General features: G+C 63.6%; 20 protein-coding genes. 1 reads left to right on the top strand and 19 read right to left on the bottom strand.

Going from position 1 to position 20,776, the window contains the following annotated elements; all coding sequences use genetic code 11:
* Positions 1-270 precede the first annotated feature (270 nt).
* The 13 genes from hflC to ndk form a co-directional block, all read right to left on the bottom strand.
* The gene (hflC, locus tag J7548_RS00740; protein ID WP_290969006.1) at positions 271-1,161 is read right to left on the bottom strand and encodes a protease modulator HflC; all 891 of its coding nucleotides are present in this window, start codon (positions 1,159-1,161) and stop codon (positions 271-273) included.
* Entirely contained in the window at positions 1,161-2,513 is a 1,353-nt protein-coding gene (gene hflK / locus J7548_RS00735; RefSeq protein WP_290969004.1) for an FtsH protease activity modulator HflK, read from the bottom strand. Before hflK ends, hflC begins: the two co-directional genes overlap by 1 nt.
* 68 nt (positions 2,514-2,581) lie before the next feature.
* Complete coding sequence (hflX, locus tag J7548_RS00730; RefSeq protein WP_290969003.1) at positions 2,582-3,706, bottom strand: GTPase HflX; 1,125 nt, start codon at positions 3,704-3,706, stop codon at positions 2,582-2,584.
* Positions 3,707-3,745: 39 nt separating this feature from the next.
* Positions 3,746-3,985: an RNA chaperone Hfq gene (hfq, locus tag J7548_RS00725; protein WP_050467890.1), complete on the bottom strand. Its 240-nt coding sequence runs from the start codon at positions 3,983-3,985 to the stop codon at positions 3,746-3,748.
* 143 nt (positions 3,986-4,128) lie between these two features.
* Positions 4,129-5,472, bottom strand: a complete 1,344-nt coding sequence (der, locus tag J7548_RS00720; protein WP_290968996.1) for a ribosome biogenesis GTPase Der — start codon at positions 5,470-5,472, stop codon at positions 4,129-4,131.
* Between the two features lie 7 nt (positions 5,473-5,479).
* Entirely contained in the window at positions 5,480-6,676 is a 1,197-nt protein-coding gene (gene bamB / locus J7548_RS00715) for an outer membrane protein assembly factor BamB (RefSeq protein WP_290968993.1), read from the bottom strand.
* Positions 6,677-6,802: 126 nt separating this feature from the next.
* On the bottom strand, positions 6,803-7,447 hold the full coding sequence (locus tag J7548_RS00710; RefSeq protein ID WP_290968990.1) for a tetratricopeptide repeat protein: 645 nt from the start codon (positions 7,445-7,447) through the stop codon (positions 6,803-6,805).
* A 25-nt stretch (positions 7,448-7,472) separates the two neighbouring features.
* The gene (gene hisS / locus J7548_RS00705; protein ID WP_290968987.1) at positions 7,473-8,831 is read right to left on the bottom strand and encodes a histidine--tRNA ligase; all 1,359 of its coding nucleotides are present in this window, start codon (positions 8,829-8,831) and stop codon (positions 7,473-7,475) included.
* An 86-nt stretch (positions 8,832-8,917) separates the two neighbouring features.
* A complete protein-coding gene (gene ispG / locus J7548_RS00700) occupies positions 8,918-10,180 on the bottom strand; it encodes a flavodoxin-dependent (E)-4-hydroxy-3-methylbut-2-enyl-diphosphate synthase (RefSeq protein WP_290968984.1) in 1,263 nt (420 codons plus the stop codon).
* Positions 10,181-10,184: 4 nt separating this feature from the next.
* Positions 10,185-11,288, bottom strand: coding sequence for a helix-turn-helix domain-containing protein (locus tag J7548_RS00695; protein ID WP_290968982.1), 1,104 nt, complete (start codon positions 11,286-11,288; stop codon positions 10,185-10,187).
* A complete protein-coding gene (locus J7548_RS00690; protein ID WP_290968978.1) occupies positions 11,281-11,586 on the bottom strand; it encodes a hypothetical protein in 306 nt (101 codons plus the stop codon). The genes J7548_RS00695 and J7548_RS00690 overlap by 8 nt, the downstream gene beginning before the upstream one ends.
* On the bottom strand, positions 11,583-12,755 hold the full coding sequence (gene rlmN, locus J7548_RS00685; protein WP_290968975.1) for a 23S rRNA (adenine(2503)-C(2))-methyltransferase RlmN: 1,173 nt from the start codon (positions 12,753-12,755) through the stop codon (positions 11,583-11,585). The genes J7548_RS00690 and rlmN overlap by 4 nt, the downstream gene beginning before the upstream one ends.
* Positions 12,756-12,854: 99 nt before the next feature.
* The gene (ndk, locus tag J7548_RS00680) at positions 12,855-13,280 is read right to left on the bottom strand and encodes a nucleoside-diphosphate kinase (RefSeq protein WP_290968970.1); all 426 of its coding nucleotides are present in this window, start codon (positions 13,278-13,280) and stop codon (positions 12,855-12,857) included.
* Between the two features lie 237 nt (positions 13,281-13,517).
* Between ndk and J7548_RS00675 the strand changes: the two genes are divergently transcribed.
* Complete coding sequence (locus J7548_RS00675; RefSeq protein WP_290968969.1) at positions 13,518-14,210, top strand: Bax inhibitor-1/YccA family protein; 693 nt, start codon at positions 13,518-13,520, stop codon at positions 14,208-14,210.
* Positions 14,211-14,275: 65 nt separating this feature from the next.
* Here the strand turns inward: J7548_RS00675 and rlmD are convergent, their stop codons facing one another.
* The 6 genes from rlmD to J7548_RS00645 all read right to left on the bottom strand — a co-directional run bounded on the left by rlmD (position 14,276) and on the right by J7548_RS00645 (position 20,773).
* On the bottom strand, positions 14,276-15,637 hold the full coding sequence (rlmD, locus tag J7548_RS00670) for a 23S rRNA (uracil(1939)-C(5))-methyltransferase RlmD (protein ID WP_290968967.1): 1,362 nt from the start codon (positions 15,635-15,637) through the stop codon (positions 14,276-14,278).
* Between the two features lie 168 nt (positions 15,638-15,805).
* Positions 15,806-16,825, bottom strand: coding sequence for an RNA polymerase sigma factor RpoS (rpoS, locus tag J7548_RS00665; protein WP_290968964.1), 1,020 nt, complete (start codon positions 16,823-16,825; stop codon positions 15,806-15,808).
* A gap of 3 nt (positions 16,826-16,828) precedes the next feature.
* Positions 16,829-17,800 carry a peptidoglycan DD-metalloendopeptidase family protein gene (locus J7548_RS00660; protein ID WP_290968960.1) on the bottom strand — a complete coding sequence of 324 codons (972 nt, stop codon included), beginning with the start codon at positions 17,798-17,800 and terminating at the stop codon, positions 16,829-16,831.
* Between the two features lie 192 nt (positions 17,801-17,992).
* Positions 17,993-18,994, bottom strand: coding sequence for a protein-L-isoaspartate(D-aspartate) O-methyltransferase (locus J7548_RS00655; RefSeq protein ID WP_290968957.1), 1,002 nt, complete (start codon positions 18,992-18,994; stop codon positions 17,993-17,995).
* The gene (surE, locus tag J7548_RS00650) at positions 18,991-19,728 is read right to left on the bottom strand and encodes a 5'/3'-nucleotidase SurE (protein WP_290968954.1); all 738 of its coding nucleotides are present in this window, start codon (positions 19,726-19,728) and stop codon (positions 18,991-18,993) included. The genes J7548_RS00655 and surE overlap by 4 nt, the downstream gene beginning before the upstream one ends.
* Before the next feature lie 94 nt (positions 19,729-19,822).
* On the bottom strand, positions 19,823-20,773 hold the full coding sequence (locus J7548_RS00645) for a flagellar brake protein (protein ID WP_290968951.1): 951 nt from the start codon (positions 20,771-20,773) through the stop codon (positions 19,823-19,825).
* Positions 20,774-20,776: the final 3 nt, after the last annotated feature.

Raw genomic sequence — 20,776 nt, 5'->3', positions numbered from 1 at the left:
AAAAAATAACTCAGAAAAAAAACAGGCGGGCAGCCAAAGCATTTGCTGCAACCGTCAACCTTTCAAGCCGGAGGCCGGACGAAAAACCGGGGCGCTTCGGAATAGAAGAACATCCTGACGCCCCACTCCCACAATCCGGGAAACTTGCCAATCCGGAACAATCCGCCACACAAAAAAGGAAAGATGCCCTCAACCAGCGGCATCCATCCTCTCGCCCGTTCCGCCCCTGAATGTCTTCTTGCGCGGCGCGGGCCTTGTCACGTTGTCGGTTTACTTCTTGGAACTGCTGTTGCTGTTGCCGATACCCTTGAAATATTTAAAGAACTCCGAGCTCGGATCCACCACCATCAGGTCATGGCGATTCTTGAAGCTGGCGCGATAGGCTTCGAGGCTGCGATAGAACTTGTAGAAGTCCGGGTTCTGCCCGAAGGCTTGCGCGTAGATCTGCGAAGCCTTGGCATCGCCCGCGCCGCGCGCCTTCTCGGACTCGCGGTAGGCTTCCGCCAGGATCACCACGCGCTGGCGGTCGGCATCGGCGCGGATCTTCTCGGACTCGGCCGCGCCGGTGGAGCGCAGTTCGTTGGCCACGCGCACGCGCTCGGACTTCATGCGCTCGAAAACGGAATTGTTGATCTGGTCGACATAGTCGACGCGACGCAGGCGCACGTCGACCACTTCCACGCCGATCTGCTTGGCCTCGTTGGCCACGCGCGCCTGGAGCGCATCCATGACGCTGTTGCGCTGGCTGGAAATCACTTCGCGCACGGTGCGCTTGGTGATCTCGTCGTTCAGCGCAGCCTTGACGATCTGCGACAGGCGGTCCTGCGTGCGGCGCTCATCGGCGCCGAAGCTGACGAAATACAGGCGCGGGTCGACGATGCGCCACTTGACGTAGGCATCCACCAGCACGTTCATCTTCTCGGCCGTGATGAAGCGGTCGGCATCGGGCGTATCCAGGGTCTGGATGCGCTTGTCCAGGTACATCACGTTCTGGAACGGCGGCGGCAGCTTGAAGTGCAGGCCCGGTTCGCTGATCACCTGCTTGACTTCGCCCAGGGCGAACACGATGGCCGACGAACGCTGGTCGACGACGAAGATGGTCGAGGACGCCAGCCAGATCGCCACCACGGCGACGATGACGGTAGAGATGAGGCGGCCCATCAGCGCACCTCCCTTTCGCGCGCTTCGCGCGGGTTCCGGTTTCTCATGTCGCGCATCAGCTCGGACGAATACACTGTGTCATTTCCCGAAGTCGGATTGGAGGAAGCGGCCGGCGCCGCCGGGTTCGCGGCTTGGCCCGAAGGTTGCGCCTGCCCCTGCGGCTTGGCGGCGGTGTCGCCCGCGGTCTGCTGGATCAGCTTGTCCAGCGGCAGATACAACAGGTTGCTGCCGCTCTTGGCATCGACCATCACCTTGGTGGTGTTGGTGAAGATCTGCTGCATCGTTTCGAGATACATGCGGTCGCGCGTGACGGCCGGCGCCTTCTGGTATTCGTCCAGCACCTGCTTGAAGCGCGCGGCATCGCCCTCGGCGGTGGCCACGACGCGGGAGCGGTAGGCCTCGGCCTCTTCCAGCAGGCGCGAGGCGGCGCCGGAAGCGCGCGGGATCACGTCGTTGGCATAGGCCTGGCCTTCGTTCTTGAGGCGCTCGCGGTCCTGGCCGGCCTTGACGGCGTCGTCGAACGCGGCCTGCACCTGCTCGGGCGGCTGCACGCCCTGCATGGTCACGTTGGTGATCTGCACGCCGGACTTGTAGCGGTCGAGAATTTGCTGCATGCGCTGGCTGACTTCCAGCGCGACTTTTTCACGGCCTTCGTAGAGCACGAAGTCCATCTTGCTGCGGCCGACGATCTCGCGGATCGCGGTCTCGGCGACCTGGCGCACGGAGTCGTCCTGGTCGCGGTTGTTGAACAGCCATTCGGCCGCGTTCTTGAGCTTGTACTGGACCGCGAACTGGATGTCGATGATGTTCTCGTCATCGGTCAGCATCAGCGATTCCTTCAGCTGCTTGTTGCGCACGTTGCCGCGGTAGCCGATCTCGGCGGTACGCACCTGCGACATGTTGACGATCTCGTGGCTCTGGATCGGATACGGCCAGCGCCAGTTGAAGCCCGGCAAGGTGGTATGGCTGTAGCGGCCGAAGGTGGTCACCACGGCGGTCTGGCCTTCCTGGACGATGAAGAAGCCGCTGGCCAGCCACAGGAACGCGACGATGACGGCGATCACGCCCACGCCGATGCCGGCGCCCTTGACGTCGCCACGGTTGAAGCCGCCGCCCTCGGGGGAGCCGCCGCCACCCTTGCGGCCGAACATGCCGGACAGGCGCTGGTTGAAATCGCGCCAAAGCTGGTCGAGATCCGGCGGGCCGCCGTTGCCGGTGGGTTTTTCGGGTCGTTTTTCGCCGTTACTTCCGTTATTCTGATTGTCGCGGTTGTCGTCTTGAGAACCACGCCCCCATTGGGGATCGTTCAACGAAAACTTCACACCGATTTTCTTGAATAAAGACACAAGCATGCGTTTGCGATCCGGCTGTAGTTATTGATTAAGAGAAGGAGGAATACACGCTGAGGCGGGAGATTGCTTCAGGCGTGCATATCTTCGGAATCGACTGGCTCGGATCGGCTGCGGCCCCTGGCCTCCAATGCGGCCTTCAGCGAAGCGGCGACCGCTTCGCGCAGCAGATCCAGGCCAGCACCAGACTTCGCACTGACGAAAACCCGCTGGATTTTACCATATTCGTCATACTCGACCGCCGGTTCCAGGCCGGCCGCGTCGATCTTGTTCCAGACCAGGATCTGCGGCACGTGGTCGGCGCCGATCTCCCGCAAAACCTCGTTGACCTGCTCGATCTGCTCCATGCGCACCGGGCTGGCGGCGTCCACCACATGCAGCAGCAGGTCGGCATGGATGGTCTCTTCCAGCGTCGCGCGGAAGGCTTCCACCAGTTGGTGGGGCAATTCGCGGATGAAGCCGACCGTATCCGAAATGACAACATGGCCGACCTCGCCCAGGTAGACGCGGCGGGAAGTCGTATCCAGCGTGGCGAACAACTGGTTGGCGGCATACACGCCGGCCTTGGCCAGCGAGTTGAAAATGGTCGATTTGCCGGCGTTGGTATAACCCACCAGCGACACCGAAAAGGTCTCGTTGCGTCCCCGCGCCCGGCGTTGCGTGGCATGCTGGCGCCGCAGCTTGGCCAGCACCGCGCGCAGCGCCTTGACCCGTTCGCCCAGCAGCCGGCGGTCGGTTTCCAGCTGGGTTTCGCCGGGGCCGCGTAGGCCGATGCCGCCCTTTTGCCGTTCCAGGTGGGTCCAGCCGCGGATCAGGCGGGTGGACAGGTGCTGCAACTGCGCCAGTTCGACCTGGACCTTGCCTTCGTGGCTCTTGGCCCGCTGGGCGAAGATATCCAGGATCAGGCTGGTACGGTCGAGCACGCGCACCAGCAGCACGCGCTCGAGGTTGCGCTGCTGGGCGGGCGACAATGCGTGGTTGAAGATGACGAGTTCGAGCTGCAGATCGGCGACGGCGTCGGCGATTTCCTGCGCCTTGCCGGAACCGACGAAAAGCGCGGCGTCCGGGCTGGCGCGGCGGCCGGTGACGGTGATCACCGGCTCCGCTCCGGCGGACTTGGCTAACAGGAACAACTCATCCAGACTTGCGGCGAAATCGTTCTTGCCGAAATCCAGGCCGACTAGCGCGGCACGCATATCAAGATGCACACGGCGTTGCGCCGGCTCGGTAGACCATTATTCAGCGTCGGACGAGTCGAGACTCAGGTTGACCGCGCGCGCAGGCACGACGGTGGAAATGGCGTGTTTGTAAACCATCTGCGTAACGGTATTGCGCAGCAGGACCACGTATTGGTCGAAAGACTCCACATGGCCTTGCAGCTTGATGCCGTTGACCAGGTAGATAGAGACGGGAACGTGCTCTTTTCTCAATGCGTTCAGAAATGGGTCTTGTAACAATTGCCCTTTGTTGCTCATGGCAGCTCCACGGTGTTGTTGTGATTGGGACTTGGAGGCACTTTAGTAAAAAACAAGTGCTTTACCAACTGATGCTCTATCAATGTAAACGATTTTCCTGGCAACGCCAAAAATCATTGACTAAATTACAGCATCCATACGATTTATTTGTCCTGGCGGACAAACGGATTCTTTCCGGAACGGAACTCGATACGCAGTGGAGTTCCAACCAGGGAGAAAGTTTCCCGGAAGTGCTTCTCCAGATAACGTTTGTAGTTGTCGTCGATGGCTTCCAGCGCGTTGCCGTGGATGACCACCACCGGCGGGTTCTGTCCGCCCTGGTGCGCATAGCGCAGCTTCGGCCGGATCGATCCCTTGCGGCGCGGCTGCTGGTGCTCCAGCGCCTCTTCCAGCGCCCGCGTGAGCTTGGGCGTGGTCAGCTTGGCCATCGCCGCGGCATAGGCGGAATCGATCGATTTCATCAGGGGGCCGATGCCGGTCGACTTCAGCGCCGAGATGAAATGGAATTTAGCGAACGAGAGGAAATTGAGCTTGCGCTCCAGGTCCATCTTGATCTGGTCGCGCTGGTCGCTTTGCATGCCGTCCCACTTGTTCACGCCCACCACCAGCGCCCTGCCGGACTCCAGCACGAAGCCGGCGATATGGGCGTCCTGCTCGGAAATATCTTGCTGGGCATCAAGCAGCAGCAAGACCACGTTGGCGTCGGAAATCGACTTCAGCGTCTTGACCACCGAGAATTTCTCGATCGCCTCGAACACCTTGCCGCGGCGGCGGATGCCGGCGGTGTCGATCAGCGTGTAGTGGCGGCCGTCGCGCTCGAACGGGATCTCGATCGAGTCGCGCGTGGTGCCGGGCATGTCGAAGGCGATCACCCGCTCTTCGCCAAGCAGCGTATTGACCAGCGTCGACTTGCCGACGTTGGGACGGCCGACGATGGCGATCTTGATGCCGCGGATCACCGCCTCGTCAAGTTCCGGCTCCGGCGTGCGCTGCGCCTCGGCGACATTGAGCGCCTCTTCCACCAGGTCGGCCACGCCGTCGCCGTGGGCGGCGGAGATCACGTAGGGATCGCCCATGCCCAGCTCGTAGAAGTCGGCCGTGACCGCGGTGTACTTCATGCCCTCGGACTTGTTGACCACCAGCAGCACCGGACGGCCGCACTTGCGCAGGAAGTCGGTGATGGTCTTGTCGTGCGGCGTCAAACCCTGGCGGCCGTCGACGATGAACACCACCACGTCGGCCTCGACCACCGCCTGCTTGGTCTGCTTGGCCATCTCGTGCATGATGCCGTCCTTGGCGACGGGCTCGAAACCACCGGTATCGATCACCAAGAACGGGCGTTCGCCGACCCGGCCTTCGCCGTAGTGACGATCGCGCGTGAGGCCGGGCAAATCCGCAACCAATGCATCACGGCTGCGGGTGAGCCTGTTGAACAACGTCGATTTGCCGACGTTGGGACGGCCTACTAGTGCAATTACCGGTTTCATTTCAATATTATTCGGTCACAACAGCGACCACAGTTCCTGATTTGGTTTGGAAAACAGCAGACTGGCCGGCCTTGACCGGCGGCGCCTGGATGGGGCTGCCGTCGCTGGACAGACGGGCCACGAAGGAACCGTCTTCAGGCGACAGGAAGTGAATATACCCCTGGTAATCGCCCACGGCCACAGCACGGCCGACGCCGACCGGCGTGGACAGCTGGCGATTCTTCAGCTTGTCGTTGCGCCACACGGCGGCGCCGGTGTCGCGCGCGAACCCGGTGACCACGCCGCCCACGTCGGCGGCATACACATAGCTGTCGTCCAGCGACACGCCGACATCGCTGGAAAACTCCTTGATCCAGCGGACATTGCCGTTGATCAAGTCGAAGCAGCCGATACGGCCCTGATAGGCCACCGCGCAGATATCGCGCGCGCCCAGCGCGGGCACGCCGGAAACATCGGAAATACGCTCAAGCTCGGTGGTGCCGCGCGGGTCGCCGACCGGCACTTCCCAGCGCGGGCCGCCGTTGTTCAGCGCCAGCGCCGACAGGCGGCCGCCCGGCAGCGCCACGAAGGCGGTCTGCGAACCGATCACGATGCCCGGCGCATTGCGCAGGGTCAGCGACGGTACATTGCGCTGGGCCATCCAGCGGCGGCTGCCGTTGTCGGCGTCAAACGCGATCACACGGTTGTCGATGCTGCGCACCACCACCACGCCCTCGCCCACGGCCGGAGCCGACAGCACCTCGCTGGAGGCCTGCGCCTTCCAGGTCGGCTTGCCGGAAGCATCGAACGCCTGGACCTGGCCCTTTTCGCCGACCACCACCACAGTGCTGCCATCGGTGCCCACGCCCGCGGTCAGGGGCATATCGGCACGCACGCGCCAGATGGTCTGGCCGTTTTCGGCATTGATGCGCACCACGGTGCCGTCGGCAGCCGCGGCAAACACGCTGCCGGCGGCATAGGCCGGGGTGAAAGCGAAGTTGCCGGCACGGCCGACCGAAACCGACCAGGCCGTCTGCACGCGCAGCTTCTGGCTGAACTCGACCAGCGGAGCCGGCGGGTTCGGGTCTTTCTTGCTGGAAAACCAGGAGCAGCCCGAAAGGGCCACCACCGCCGCTGCGGCGGCCAGCTTCAACGCCAGCTTGCCGGCGGACCGGGATCGAGCAAAAGGTGTTGCCTTGGCAGCAGTCGCTGTCGCACTACGCATGTTGTTTTCCTCTAAGCGATGGATAGGTTCGCGGTGGGATTGCGGTTGATTCTTCGGCCGGACATCCGGCCCTGGACGGCTGCGCGCAAACCCGCATCGGCCGGGCGCGCGCTTGCCTTATCCGTTTCAGGCCTTGGGCGCCTCGCCGCCGATGGCGTCCAGCTTGATCTGGATCAGCTGGCGGCCCGGATCCTTGGCCTCGGTCTTTTCCAGCGCCAGCTTGTAGGCGGCACGGGCGTCGTCACGCTTGCCCTGGGCCAGCAGCACATCGCCCTTGCGGTCGGCGATGGCGCCGGCGAACTGCGCCGGGAAGTCGCCCGAGAGCACCTTCAGGGCATCGTCATAGGCCTTGGCGTCCAGCATCAGGCCGGCCAGGCGCACTGCGGCGATGGCCTTGTATTCCGGGCCACGACCGTTGTCGATCACCCACTGCAACTGCTTCCTGGCGGCGTCGGCATCGTTGGCGTCGAACGCCGACTTGGCGGCCACCAGCGCGCTCATCTCGGCATAGGCGGTACGGCCGAACTTGTCCTGGATGTCGGCGGCGGCGCGCTGCACCTTGGCATTGTCTTTCGCCGCCAGCGACTTCTGCTGTTCTTCATACAGCACTGAAGCCTGCGCGGCCTGGCGGGCTTGATAGGTGTTCCAGCCGGTCCAGCCGGCATAGGCGGCCAGCGCAATGATCACCAGCCAGGTCACCAGGTTGCCGTACTTCGCCCACCATGCCTTGATGGAGTCGAGCTGTTCTTGTTCTTCGAGATCGTATGCCATGTAACTCTGCAAAAAGTCTTAACGATTAGGGATGGTAGTGCACGTGGTCGTGGTCATGCCCGTGATCGTGGCCGTCCACGATCTGGTCCACGATGTAGTCGACCACGGCGTCGAACGCCATGCTGCTCTGGTTGGCGCGGCCTTCTTCGGCATCGCCTTCGCGCAGGTGCTTGACTGTCGCCGTCGCCGATTTCACTTCGTCCTCGCCGATGATCACGGCGAACGCCGCGCCGCTGCCGTCGGCGCGTTTCATCTGCGCCTTGAAGCTACCGCCGCCGTTCGACGATGCGCAATGTAGCACAACATCGAGGCCGGCAGTCCGCAAACGCTCTGCCAATACGAAAGATTGCATCTGCGCATCTTCGCCCTGGTGCACCAGGTAGACGTCGCACTGGTTAGGTGCATATTGTTCGCCGCTGGCCTTCATCAGCTCCAGCAAACGCTCCACGCCCATGGCGAAGCCGCAGGCCGGGGTCGGCTTGCCGCCGAACATCTCGATCAGCGGATCGTAACGGCCGCCGCCGCAGACCGTGCCCTGCGAACCGAGCTGGTCGGTGACCCACTCGAACACGGTGCGGTTGTAGTAGTCCATGCCGCGCACCAGGCGCGGGTTGATGGTGAACGGAATATTGTTGTGGCGCAGGATCTTCTGCACGCCCTCGAAGTGCGCGCGCGACTCTTCGCCCAGGTAGTCCAGCAGCTTGGGCGCGGCATTGACCATGTCCTGCATCGCCGGGTTCTTGGTGTCCAGGATGCGCAGCGGATTGGCATGCAGGCGACGCTGGGCGTCGGCATCCAGCAATTCCTTGTGCTGTTCGAAATAGGCGATCAGGTCGGCGCGGTGCTTGTTGCGCTCTTCGGCATTGCCGATCGAGTTCAGCTCCAGGCGGATGTCGGACAGGCCGAGGTCATCCCACAGGCGCTGGCACATCATGATCAGTTCGGCGTCGATGTCCGGGCCGGTGAAGCCGACCGCTTCCGCGCCGACCTGGTGGAACTGGCGATAGCGGCCGCGCTGCGGACGCTCGTGGCGGAACATCGGTCCCACGTACCACAGGCGCTTGGGGCCGTCATAGGTCAGGTTGTGTTCCAGCGCGGCGCGCACCACGCCGGCGGTGTTTTCCGGGCGCAGGGTCAGGTTGTCGCCGTTCATGGAGTCGGTGAAGGAATACATTTCCTTCTCGACGATGTCCGTCACTTCGCCCAGGCCGCGCGCGAACAGCGCGGTCGGTTCGACGATGGGGGTGCGGATCTGCTGGAAACCGTAGCTCTTGAGCACGGAATGCACGGTGTTCTCGAACAGTTCCCACAGCGGCGCGTCGGCGGGAAGGATGTCGTTCATCCCTTTGACGCCAACGATCTTTTCTTTCTTTTGCTCTGACATACCGATACCGGATAGTGTTGTCTTCAATTCAAATTGGATTGCCCGCTTGCCGCAATACACTGCATGTGGCATGGGTAAAACGCGGATCAGGCCTGGCTATTCTGGCCATAGCGGGTCTGGACGTATTCCAGCACCACGCTCTGGAATTCCTCTGCAATACGCTCGCCGCGCAGCGTCATGCGCTTCTCGCCGTCGATGAAGACGGGCGCGGCCGGCGACTCGCCGGTGCCGGGCAGGCTGATGCCGATGTTGGCGTGCTTGGATTCGCCGGGGCCGTTGACGATGCATCCCATCACCGCCACGTTCATGCTTTCCACGCCGGGATACTTGCCCTTCCACACCGGCATCTGGTCGCGCAGGTAGGTCTGGATCTTGTCGGCCAAATCCTGGAACACGGTCGAGGTGGTGCGTCCGCAGCCGGGGCAGGCGATCACCATCGGGGTGAACTTGCGCAAGCCCATGGTCTGCAGGATTTCCTGGCCGACCACCACTTCCCGGGTACGGTCGCCGCCCGGTTCGGGCGTGAGCGAGATGCGGATGGTGTCGCCGATGCCTTCCTGCAGCAGCACCGACAGCGCCGCCGTGGAAGCCACGATGCCCTTGCTGCCCATGCCGGCCTCGGTCAGGCCTAGGTGCAGCGGATAGTCGCAGCGGCGCGCCAGTTCGCGGTACACCGCGATCAGGTCCTGCACACCGGAAACCTTGCACGAAAGGATGATCTTGTCGCCCGCCAGTCCCAACTCTTCGGCGCGCTGGGCGTTCTCGATGGCCGAGGTCACCAGCGCCTCGTACATCACCGCCTGCGCCGGCCAGGGCTCTGCGCGCTGGGCATTTTCATCCATGATGCGCGCCAGCAGCGCCTGGTCTAGGCTGCCCCAGTTGACGCCGATGCGCACCGGCTTGTCGTACTGGCAGGCCACTTCGATCATCTGCGCGAACTGCGTATCGCGCTTGGCGCCCTTGCCGACGTTGCCGGGGTTGATGCGGTACTTGGACAAGGCCCTGGCGCAGTCCGGATAATCGGTCAGCAGCGTGTGGCCGTTGTAGTGGAAGTCGCCCACCAGCGGCACATCCACGCCCATGCGGTCGAGCTGCTCGCGGATGGCCGGCACGGCGGCCGCGGCTTCCGGCGTATTGACGGTCAGGCGCACCACTTCGGAGCCGGCGCGCGCCAGCTCCTTGATCTGGATCGCGGTCCCGATGGCGTCCGCGGTGTCGGTATTGGTCATCGACTGCACCATCACCGGCGCGCCGCCGCCCACGGCGATCTCGCGCGCGCCGTGGCTGATCAGCACACGGCGGCTTTGGCGGCGGGCCAACGGCCCGGAAGCGATCGGGGAAGAAGACATGGCGTCAGTTCAAATTCAAGCGTGCGACATTGCTGCCGTTCGCAGGTTTCAAATCCAGCGGCTGGCCGCGCAGCGTGGCATCGACGCCGGCGGCGTTGCCGATCACCAGCATGGTCGCATCCGAGACATCGAATGACTCGGTGGTGCCGGCCTTGAGCAGGCGCGAAATCACCGTGGTCTTGTCGGCCCGGCGGATTTCCACCCACGAATCCTCGCGGAAGCTCAGCTTCAACATATCCTTGCTGTTGACGATGTGCAGGCCGGGAGACGCCGTGGCACCGGCGGGCTGCGCCGCCGATGCGGCTGGCGCCGGCTGACTGGCCGCAACAGCGGGAGCCGCCGCGTTCGCTGCCGACGGCGCGCTTGCCGGCACCGATGCCGACGGCGTTGCCGGCACGATCGGGGCCGCCTCCTTCACAGGTTCGGCCGGCGCCGCATTCGCGACGGGCTTGTCCGCCTTCTCGGCCTTTTCAACCTTGTCGGCAGGCGCAGGCTCTACCGTTTCGACATTGGCGTTGACCGGCGTGTCCGAGGTCTGCGCATCCTGGGAGGCGGCATCCGCAGCCGCTTCCGGCGCGACAGGCTCCTGCGCCTTGTTCGCCTTGAGCCATGCCAATTGCGGCACGTTGTCGGCGATATTCGTCCAGTGCGCGGCCGCGGCGCCTGCCGCCACCGCCACCACCAGCGCGCCGACCGCCAGCGCCACCGGCGAAGTGCCGCTGCGGCCGCCCATCATCGCCGGCAAAGGCGCTTCCGAAAACGGGGTCGACAGCGAATACTGCGGCACGATGTGGTCGCGCTGCGCCACCGGGGACTCCTGCGGCATGCCGGCGATCACTTCATTGGCGTCCAGGCCCAATGCCTTGGCATAACTGCGCACGAAACCGCGCGCCACGGCCAGGCCGGGCAAGACCGAATAATTGTCGGCTTCGATCGCCTGGATCTGGCGCGGCGCCAGCTTGACCAGGCTCGCGACCTGCTCGACCGTCCAGCCTTTCTTCTGCCGCTGCGCGGCCAGCACGGCGCCCGGCAGGGGCATCGCGGGCGCCGGCGCAGGCGCGATGTCCTCTTGCGGCGCGGGTACCTCGTTCATTTGTTGATCACTCATCAAATGCTCCACATGGAATAACTTTTTTAAACCGGCCCATGCCGGATTCTTCTGGAGCGTCCCGGCGCAGCGCCTGCTGCGCCCCTCCCGGGAATTCGACAACTGCAGCGCCCGCCGCGGGCGACATGCTGCTTGCAGCGGGCGTAAAACCTTCAACAAAAAATGCGAAAGGACGCGCGGCAACGGCGAAAAAGCGCGCCGCCGGCGTCCTTGCGGAAACAACGGCAAACAGGATTCCCTGCGGCGCCGCGAAAACTGCCGCGCGGCTGGCAAAAACGTTCAGCAAAGCTGCCGTCACCCGGTAATCTCCACGATGCGGCCGAAATCCTTGCCGAACTTGCCCTGGTATTCGGCCAGTTTCTGCATACGCTCCTGCACCCGGGTACGGTCCTTGACCTCGCCGGCCAGCTGCCCGCAGGCGGCGTCGATATCGTCGCCGCGCGTCTTGCGGATGGTGGTGACGATGCCGGCATCCATCAGGATCTGCGCGAAGGCCTTGATGCGCGGGTTATGCGAACGCTTCAAGCCCGACTCGGGGAAGGGATTGAAGGGAATCAGGTTGAACTTGCACGGGATCGCGGTATCGCCCTGCGTCACCAGCTCCACCAGTTCGCGGGCGTTGGCGTCGCTGTCGTTGACGCCGTCCAGCATGCAATATTCGAAAGTGATGAAATCACGCGGCGCGAATTCGAGGTAGCGCTTGCACGCGGCCATCAGCTCGCGCAGCGGATGCTTGCGGTTCAAGGGGATCAGGCCGTCGCGCAGCGCATCGTTGGACGCGTGCAGCGACACCGCCAGCGCCACCGGGCATTCCTGCGATAGCTTGTCGATCATCGGCACCACGCCGGAGGTCGACAGCGTGACGCGGCGGCGCGACAAGCCGTAGGCATTATCGTCCAGCATCAGGCGCAGCGCGGTGACGGTCGGCTCGAAATTGAGCAGCGGCTCACCCATACCCATCATCACCACATTGGTGATCTGGCGTTCGCCCTTGGGGCCGCCCTCGATGCCCTTGGTCTTGCGCAGCTCGAATTCCGCCATCCACAGCTGGCCGATGATTTCGGCCACGCTGAGGTTGCGGTTGAAGCCCTGCTTGCCGGTCGAGCAGAACCGGCAGTTCACTGCGCAGCCCGCCTGCGTCGAAACGCACAGCGTGCCGCGATTTTCTTCGGGGATGAACACGGTTTCCACCGCGTTGCCCTGCCCCACATCCACCAGCCATTTGCGGGTGCAGTCGCTGGAAGTGTGGTCGCTGATGATGGCCGGCGCACGCACTTCGGCGCGGGTCTTCAGCTTGTCGCGCAAGGACTTTGCCAGGTCGGTCATCTGATCGAAATCAGCGACGCCGAACTGGTGGATCCAACGTTGCAACTGCTTGGCGCGAAACGGCTTCTCACCCAACTCGCCGCAGTAGGCGACGAGTTGCGCGGGATCCATATCCAGCAGATTGGTGAGAGCTGTAGTCATGATGCCTTCGGCTGGAACCCGGACGGAAAGGCGCGGCGGCAAGGATTGCTGCGCCGGTTTCCGCCCAAATCCGGAAAACCGATTAAAAACAGGTACAGATTAACGCGAATAGACGTTCAGTGCCGGGAAGAAATAAGCGATTTCGACCTTGGCGGTTTCTTCGGCGTCCGAACCGTGCACGGCGTTGGCGTCGATGGAGTCGGCGAAGTCGGCGCGGATGGTGCCCTTCTCAGCCTTCTTCGGGTCGGTGGCGCCCATCAGGTCGCGGTTCTTCAGGATCGCGCCTTCGCCTTCCAGCACTTGGATCACGACCGGGCCGGAAACCATGAAGTCCACCAGATCCTTGAAGAAAGGACGCTCGCGGTGCACGGCGTAGAAGCCTTCGGCTTCGGCGCGCGACAGTTGGGCCATGCGCGCAGCGACGATCTTCAGGCCGGCGTTTTCGAAACGGGTATAGATCTGGCCGATCACGTTCTTAGCGACGGCGTCCGGCTTGATGATCGACAGGGTGCGTTGAATTGCCATGAGAAAAAACTCCAATAAAAATAATGGCTTAAAGCCAATAAGTGATAATCCAATGAACCTTGTATTTTAGCATGAAACCATCAACTAACATCGCAATTCGAGGCTTGCGGGATGGCCTTTACGATCGATTTGGCGATTATCCGGCCGCAACCTCGAACTTGGCCGTCCGGCAACTTGTCTTAATCATCATGCGGCATGCTATGCTGTCGCTCGCATTTCAACGCTTCAGGAGGACAAATGAACCAACATCTGGACACCACTTTCGGCCATTCGAGCACCGGCCTGGCCACGCGCAACCGCGTGCTGCGCAACACCTACTGGCTGCTGGCGCTGTCGATGATCCCGACCGTGCTGGGCGCCTGGCTGGGCGTGCAACTGCATTTCAGCCTGTTCGCCGGCAGCCCGATGATCGGCTTCGTGCTGTTCCTGGCGATCGCCTTCGGCTTCTTCTACGCCATTGAAAAGACCAAGAACTCCGGCCTGGGCGTGGCCGTGCTGCTGGGCTTCACCTTCTTCATGGGCCTGATGCTGTCGCGCCTGATCGAATTCACGCTGGGCTTCTCCAACGGCGCCGGCCTGATCATGACGGCCTTCGGCGGCACCGCCATCATCTTCGGCGGCATGGCCACCATCGTCACCGTTTCCAAGCGCGACTTCTCCGGCCTGGGCAAATTCCTGTTCGCCGGCGTGCTGGTGATCCTGGTGGCTTCGCTGGCCAACGTCTTCCTGCACCTGCCGGCGCTGCAACTGACCATTTCGGTCGTGGCCATCGCCATCTTCTCGGCCTACATCCTGTTCGACGTGCAGCAAGTGGTGAACGGCGGCGAAACCAACTACATCTCGGCCACGCTGGCGATCTACCTGGACGTCTACAACGTCTTCGTGAACCTGCTCTCGATCCTGGGCATCCTGGGCGGTAACCGCGACTGAGATTGCCTCTCCAACAACAAAAAAGCCGGCGCAAGCCGGCTTTTTTGTTGCCTGACGACCAAGACTTACTGCGGCAGGTCGAATACCGCGATCGACTCGACGTGGGCCGTATGCGGGAACATGTTGACCACGCCCGCGTGCTTCAGCACGTAGCCGCCCAGATGCACCAGCACGCCGGCGTCGCGCGCCAGCGTGGCAGGGTTGCACGAAACGTAGACGATACGCTTGGGCTTCAGGTGCTGCTGCTCCGGCGGCAATTCGACCAAGGCCTTGCATACCTCCATCGCCCCTTCGCGCGGCGGGTCGATCAGCATGCGGTCGAACTTGCCCAGCGCGACGAAATCCTCGGGCTTGGCTTCGAACAGGTTGCGGCAGTAGAACGTCGTCTTGCCGTCCACGCCGTTGACCTTGGCATTGTCCAGCGCGCGCTCGGTCAGCGCGGTGCTGCCTTCGATGCCCACCACCTCGCGCGCCTGCGTGGCCAGCGGCAGCGTGAAATTGCCCAGGCCGCAGAACAGGTCGGCCACGCGGTCTTGCGGCTGCACATCCAGCAGGCGCAGCGCGCGCCCAACCAGCACGCGGTTGATCTGGTGGTTGACCTGGGTGAAGTCGGTCGGCTTGAACGGCATGCGGATGCCGAATTCCGGCAGCGTGTACTGCAGCTTCGACTGCGCCGGATAGTAAGGCGCGGCCGTATCCGGCCCCTTGGTCTGCAGCCACCATTCGACCTTGTGCAGGTCGGCGAAGGCCTTCAGGCTGGCCTCGTCGGCCGCATTCAGCGCTTCCATGATGCGCAGCACCAGCACCGTGACCTTGGCGCCGTCGTCGCCCTCGCCCACCGCCAGCTCGATCTGCGGCATGCGGTCGCGGATCGACAGACCGGCCACCAGCTCACGCAGCGGCACCAGCATGGCCGAGACATTGGGCGGCAGGATCTCGCAGGTCTTCATGTCGGCGATGAAGGACGAACGCTTCTCGTGGAAGCCCACCAGTACGCCGCCCTTCTTGGCCACATAGCGCACCGAGATGCGGGCGCGGTAGCGATAGCCCCAGGTCGGCCCGTAGATCGGGCGCAGCATGGTTTCGGCCTTGGTTTTGCCGAGGTGCCAGAGGTTGTCTTCCAGCACGCGCTGCTTCATCGCCACCTGCGCGGACGGCTCCAGGTGCTGCATGGCGCAGCCGCCGCAGTTGCCGAAATATTCGCAACGCGGCTTGACCCGCAACGACGATTCGCTGTGCAGCGCCGTCATGGTGGCCGCTTCCCACTTGGGTTTCTTGCGGAAGGAAGAGAAGCTGACCCGCTCGCCGGGCAAGGCGCCCTCGACGAAGATTACCTTGCCCTGGGTGCCGTCCTCGTTCTCGAGATGGCCGACGCCGCGCCCGTCCATGTCGAGCGACTTGATTTCAATGATGATGTCTTGTTGCATGAGGGAAACTTCGAGGTGGGGCGAATGCCCGCTGCCGGAAAACAAAAGCGGTATTGTCCGCGATCCGGGGGCCTGAGGGAAGCGCGACGCGCACCCCGCGCAACGTTCACCGGAAGAAACAGCGACAGTGCGCCGCAGGCGGGCGCACAAATCATCAGTAAATGCCGCTCAGAACAAGGCGTCGCGGCTGACGCCGCGCGACGCCAGCAGCCGCTTGAGCTTGACCAGCGCCTCCTGCTGCACCTGGCGCACCCGCTCGCGGGTGATGCCCATTTCGCCGGCCAACTGCTCCAGCGTGGAAGGATCGTCGTTGTCCAGGCCGAAGCGGCGCGCCACGATCACCCGCTGCTTTTCCGACAGGCTCTTGAGCCATTCGCGGATCAGGATCGCCATTTCATGGCTTTCGGCGCGGGTGTCGGGGTTTTCTTCCACGGCGCTCGGCAGCAGGTCCATCAGGCTGGCCTGCGGGTCGTTGTCCAGCGGGGTATCCAGCGACGCGGCGTGCTCGGAGAGAGCCAGCACGTCCTGCACCTCTTCCACCGGCCGCTCGACCAGATGGGCGATATCCTCGGCGCTGGCGTCGCGGCCGTCGCGCTGCTGCGCCTCCAGGTGGTACTTGGCGCGCAGGATCTGGTTCAGCTCGCGCACCATGTGCACCGGCAGGCGCACGGTACGCGCCTGGTTCATGATGGCGCGCTCGATGCTCTGGCGTATCCACCAGGTGGCATAGGTCGAAAAACGGAAGCCGCGCTCGGGTTCGAACTTGTCGATGGCGCGCATGAGGCCGAGGTTGCCTTCCTCGATCAGGTCCAGCAAGGCCACGCCGCGGTTGATGTAATGCTTGGCGATGGAGACCACCAGCCGCAGGTTGTGCTCGATCATCTTCTGCCGCGCGATGAACTCGCCCTGCTTGGCCAGGGTAGCGTAATGCAATTCCTCTGCCGCCGTCAGCAACGGCTTGGCGCCGATCTTGTTGAGGTAGTGCTGGGTGGTATCGGTGGAAAGCTCGGCGGCGAGCACCTTCTTGAGCTCGTCCACGCCTTCGGCCACCACCGGCTCCTGCTGCTCCACGGCGGCGGCGGGATCGCCATCGATCACTTCAGCCTCATCGATCTCCTCGATGGGATCGTCAATATCCTCGCTGTGAGGATCGTGGTCCGGCAAATGATCGCGGCGATTGCTGCTCATAAGCTACCGTGGCGGTAAATATTTGGAAGGATCAACAGGCTTGCCCTGCTGGCGAATTTCAAAGTGCAGCTTCACATTGTCGCTGTCGGAGTTGCCCATCTCGGCGATCTTCTGCCCCTTGGTCACGCTCTGGCCTTCCTTGACCAGGATGGTCTTGTTGTGCGCGTAGGCCGACAACAGGTTATTGGTATGCTTGATGATCACCAGGTTGCCGTAGCCGCGGATGCCGCTGCCGGCATACATGACCTTGCCCGCACCGGCGGCCATCACTGCCTGGCCGGACTTGCCGGCGATGTCCAGGCCCTTCTTGCCGCCCTCGAAGGTGCCGACCACCTTGCCATCGGCCGGCCACATCCAGGACACGCCCTCGTCCTCGCTTGCCGCCGGCGCCACCGGTTTTTCGGCCGGATGGGCGGGCTCAGCCTTGGACGGCGCCGCAGGCGAAGCGGCTGCGGCCGCAGCCGGCGCATTCGCCGAGTCCGGCTTCTCCAGTTCCGCCAGCGCGCTGTCGGAATACGCCCGCTTGTCGCCGCGCGGACCGGTCTTGTTCGACGCGCCGGCAGCACCGGCCGCCGGTGCCGCGCCTGGCGCTCCCAGCGGCTTGACTTCGATGCCAGAGGCCGGCGCCGCGGCGACAGCCGCCGTCTGCGCCTGGCCGCCGTTGCCGTCAGGCGGCGCCACGCGCAACACCTGGTCGACCTTGATATCGTTCGGGTTGGTCAGGTTGTTCCAACTGACGATGTCGCGATAGTTTTGGCCGGACTCCAGCGCGATGCGATACAGGGTGTCGCCCTTCTTCACCGTGTAGTAGCCGCGCCCGGCCGGAGCTGCGGGAGCCGCCGACGCCGGTGCCGCATCGGCCGCCTTGCCGCTGCTGGTACGCTCGACCACCGGTGCCTGCTGCTTGGGCGCCGAGCTGCAAGCAGCCAATATCCCAACGACGCTCCCCAACACAGCCAAACGAATTTTCTTCATGCTCTTACTGTAAATTTTGTACAACGCTAGTTGACTCGCTGCCTGCGCGAGAAGTTCATCCAGGGCAACACCGCCGTCGCGCATGCCTGCCGCTCCCACCCTGTGCCGGTTTCGACAATTTGCCGCCGATCTTGATACTGGCGCCAATCCATCCTATAACGAGCCAATAGGCGCACGCTCGCCAGCTCCGCCTTACACCGTTCCCGGCCGCAACGGCACGAAATGGCACTGCTCCATGGTCGTGCTGCTCCATTCGTTTTTGCCTACGCGCTCGATCAGCTCAAGCACTTGCTGGCGCGCGCCCACCGGCGCCACCAGACGGCCGCCTACTGCCAGTTGCTCCAGCAAGGCTTGCGGCACCTCGAGGCCTGCCGCGGCCAAAATGATGCCGTCGAACGGCGCCACCTGGGGCAAGCCAAGCATACCATCTCCGTAATGCAAGCGGATATTTGCGATTCTCAACGGCCGCAGATTGTTCTTGGCCAGTTCATGCAACGGCTTGATGCGTTCGATCGAATACACCTCCCCCGCCACCCGTGACAGCACCGCCGCCTGGTAGCCGCAGCCGGTGCCAATCTCCAGCACGCGGTCGAGCCGGCCGCCGTTGCCGTTCTGGCGCATGATTTCTATCATGCGCGCCACGATATAAGGCTGGGAAATGGTCTGGTGGTGGCCGATCGGCAGGGAAGCGTCGATATAGGCCTGGCTGGCCAGCCCCGGCTCGACGAACATATGGCGCGGCACCGCCTCCAGCGCGGCCAGCACCTTGGCATCGGCCACGCCCTGCTTGGCCACGCGCGCCGCCATCGCGCGGCGCACCGCTTCGGATGCCAGCGGCGAGGCATGGCTGGAATTGTTGGTCTGGGTAACCGTCATCACATTCCTGACCGCCGTCCTGGGCGCCGGGGCGGCGCTCAACAGCGGTTGTACCGGCGCCTGCGGCCGGGCCGCTGCCGGCAGCGGCGCAGGCTGGGGACGCAAGGCCTGCGACAGTCCTTGCTGTACCGGATTGAGCGGCTTGGGCACGGAACGTTCCGTTCGCTGCGAAGACAGCGCCGCATTCTTCGCAGCGGTCTGCGTGGTGGCTTGCGGCCGCACACCGCCGGCCGCCGTCTTGGCGGAAGCGACGCCGTTCTTTTTCTTGTCGACCACCGAGGACAGGCTCAGCGGAAAGCGGCTCGGCTTTTCGCTCATGCAAGCGCTTTCTTCAGGTTGTCCAGCTGGGCGTTGTGGGTCAGGTCGATCTGCAACGGGGTAACCGAGACATAGCCCTGCGCGGTCGCGTGGAAATCGGTGCCCTCGCCGGCATCCTTGGCCGCGCCCGCCGGGCCGATCCAGTACAGGTCGCGCCCGTGCGGGTCGGTCAGCTTGTGCACCGGCTCGGACATGTGGCGCTTGCCCAGGCGCGTGGCTACGCACCCCTTCAGTTCTTCGTAGGGCAGATTGGGAATATTGACGTTGAGCAGGTACGGCTTGGGCAAGGCGTCGAACTGGCGCTCGACCACTTCGCGCGCGATGCGCGCCGCCGCTTTCAGCTCCGCCCAGCCTTTGTGCAACTGCGAAAAAGCGATCGACGGGATGCCGAACAGGAAACCTTCGGTCGCTGCCGCGACGGTGCCCGAGTACAGCGTGTCGTCGCCCATGTTCTGTCCCTGGTTGATGCCGGAGACGATCAGGTCGGGCCGCTCCTTGAGCAGCCCGGTCAGCGCCACGTGGACGCAATCGGACGGCGTGCCGTTGAGATAGTAGAAACCGTTGGCGGCTTGCTCCACCCACAGCGGGCGATCCAGCGTGAGCGAATTGGAACTGCCGGAACGGTTGCTGTCCGGCGCGACGACAGTGATGTCGGCGATGGGCGCAAGCGCTTCGGCCAGGGCATTGATGCCGGGCGCGAGGTAGCCATCGTCGTTGCTGATCAGGATTTTCATTGGCTGCATTTTAACCGAAGCCCGGGGTCAACAATCCGCGCCTCGGCAGACAAAATCGCGCCGCGCCGACGTTCGGCGCCGCTGCCGCAGGCCACTATTCCTGCGCGCTCAACTCCTGATAGACGTAGGCCGAGAGCACCAGCCTGTCGCGCACGGCCAGCCCGGCAAACTCGACCCCGTACTTCAGGTGATCCGGATCGCCCGCAGGCTCGGCGGCGCGCAATACCAGCGGCAGCTCCAGGTTCAGTTGCTGGTCCGCCACCGAAGCGACGAAACGCAGTTGCCCGTTGGCCCCTTTCTGCGCCGCAACCCGCCCCGGCAGCGTCGGCGCCACCAGCGATGCCCCGCCCATGCTCAAGTCCACCATCCTGGCCGGCAAGGGACTGGCGCCGCCCAAGGACAGGAATCCCTCCACGCTGACCGGTACGCGCGCATCCCGGCGGATCACGGTGCTGCGCACTTCGCGCGGACACGACAAATGCAGGTACACGAATGGCGTCTGCTGATACTTGACCAGGTTCGCGCTGAAGGCATAGGCACGCTTGCCGGAAAGCGCGCGCACCACCAGGGCCTGGCCTTCGCGGATGAACAGTTGCTTGCCGTCCTTCATCGGCGCGGTCACCAGCACGCTCTTGTTGGGCAGACAGCCGACCAGGCTGACGCTGTAGCGCTGCTGGGCATCGTCCTTGAATTGCAGCCACAAGGTATCGCCGATCTGCCAGCGCACCTGGTCCAGCGTGATCACGCTCTCGGCGCCGCGCACGGCGGCCGCAGGCTTCAAGGGGGGCTTGCCTTCCGCCAGCTTCTTGCGCAGCTCGTCGCGCGATTGCGGCAGCGGCACCGACTCGGTATCGGGTTCGCTGACCCAGTTGGCATTGCGGTACAGGCCGTTCTCGACCAGCCCGTCCAGTTGCCCCTGGGTTTCGATGATGGTGCCGCGCGCCAGCAGCAGTTCGCCGGCCTGGTTGTAGATGGGCCAGGGAGAAGCGATTCCCAGCGCCAGTTCGGAGGCCCTGACCGGCACCAGTGAAGTCAGGCTCGACATCTC

Source organism: Herbaspirillum sp. (assembly GCF_017744395.1).
In the GTDB taxonomy this organism is placed as follows: Bacteria; Pseudomonadota; Gammaproteobacteria; order Burkholderiales; family Burkholderiaceae_D; genus Herbaspirillum.
This window is presented reverse-complemented; position numbering and strand designations above follow the sequence as displayed.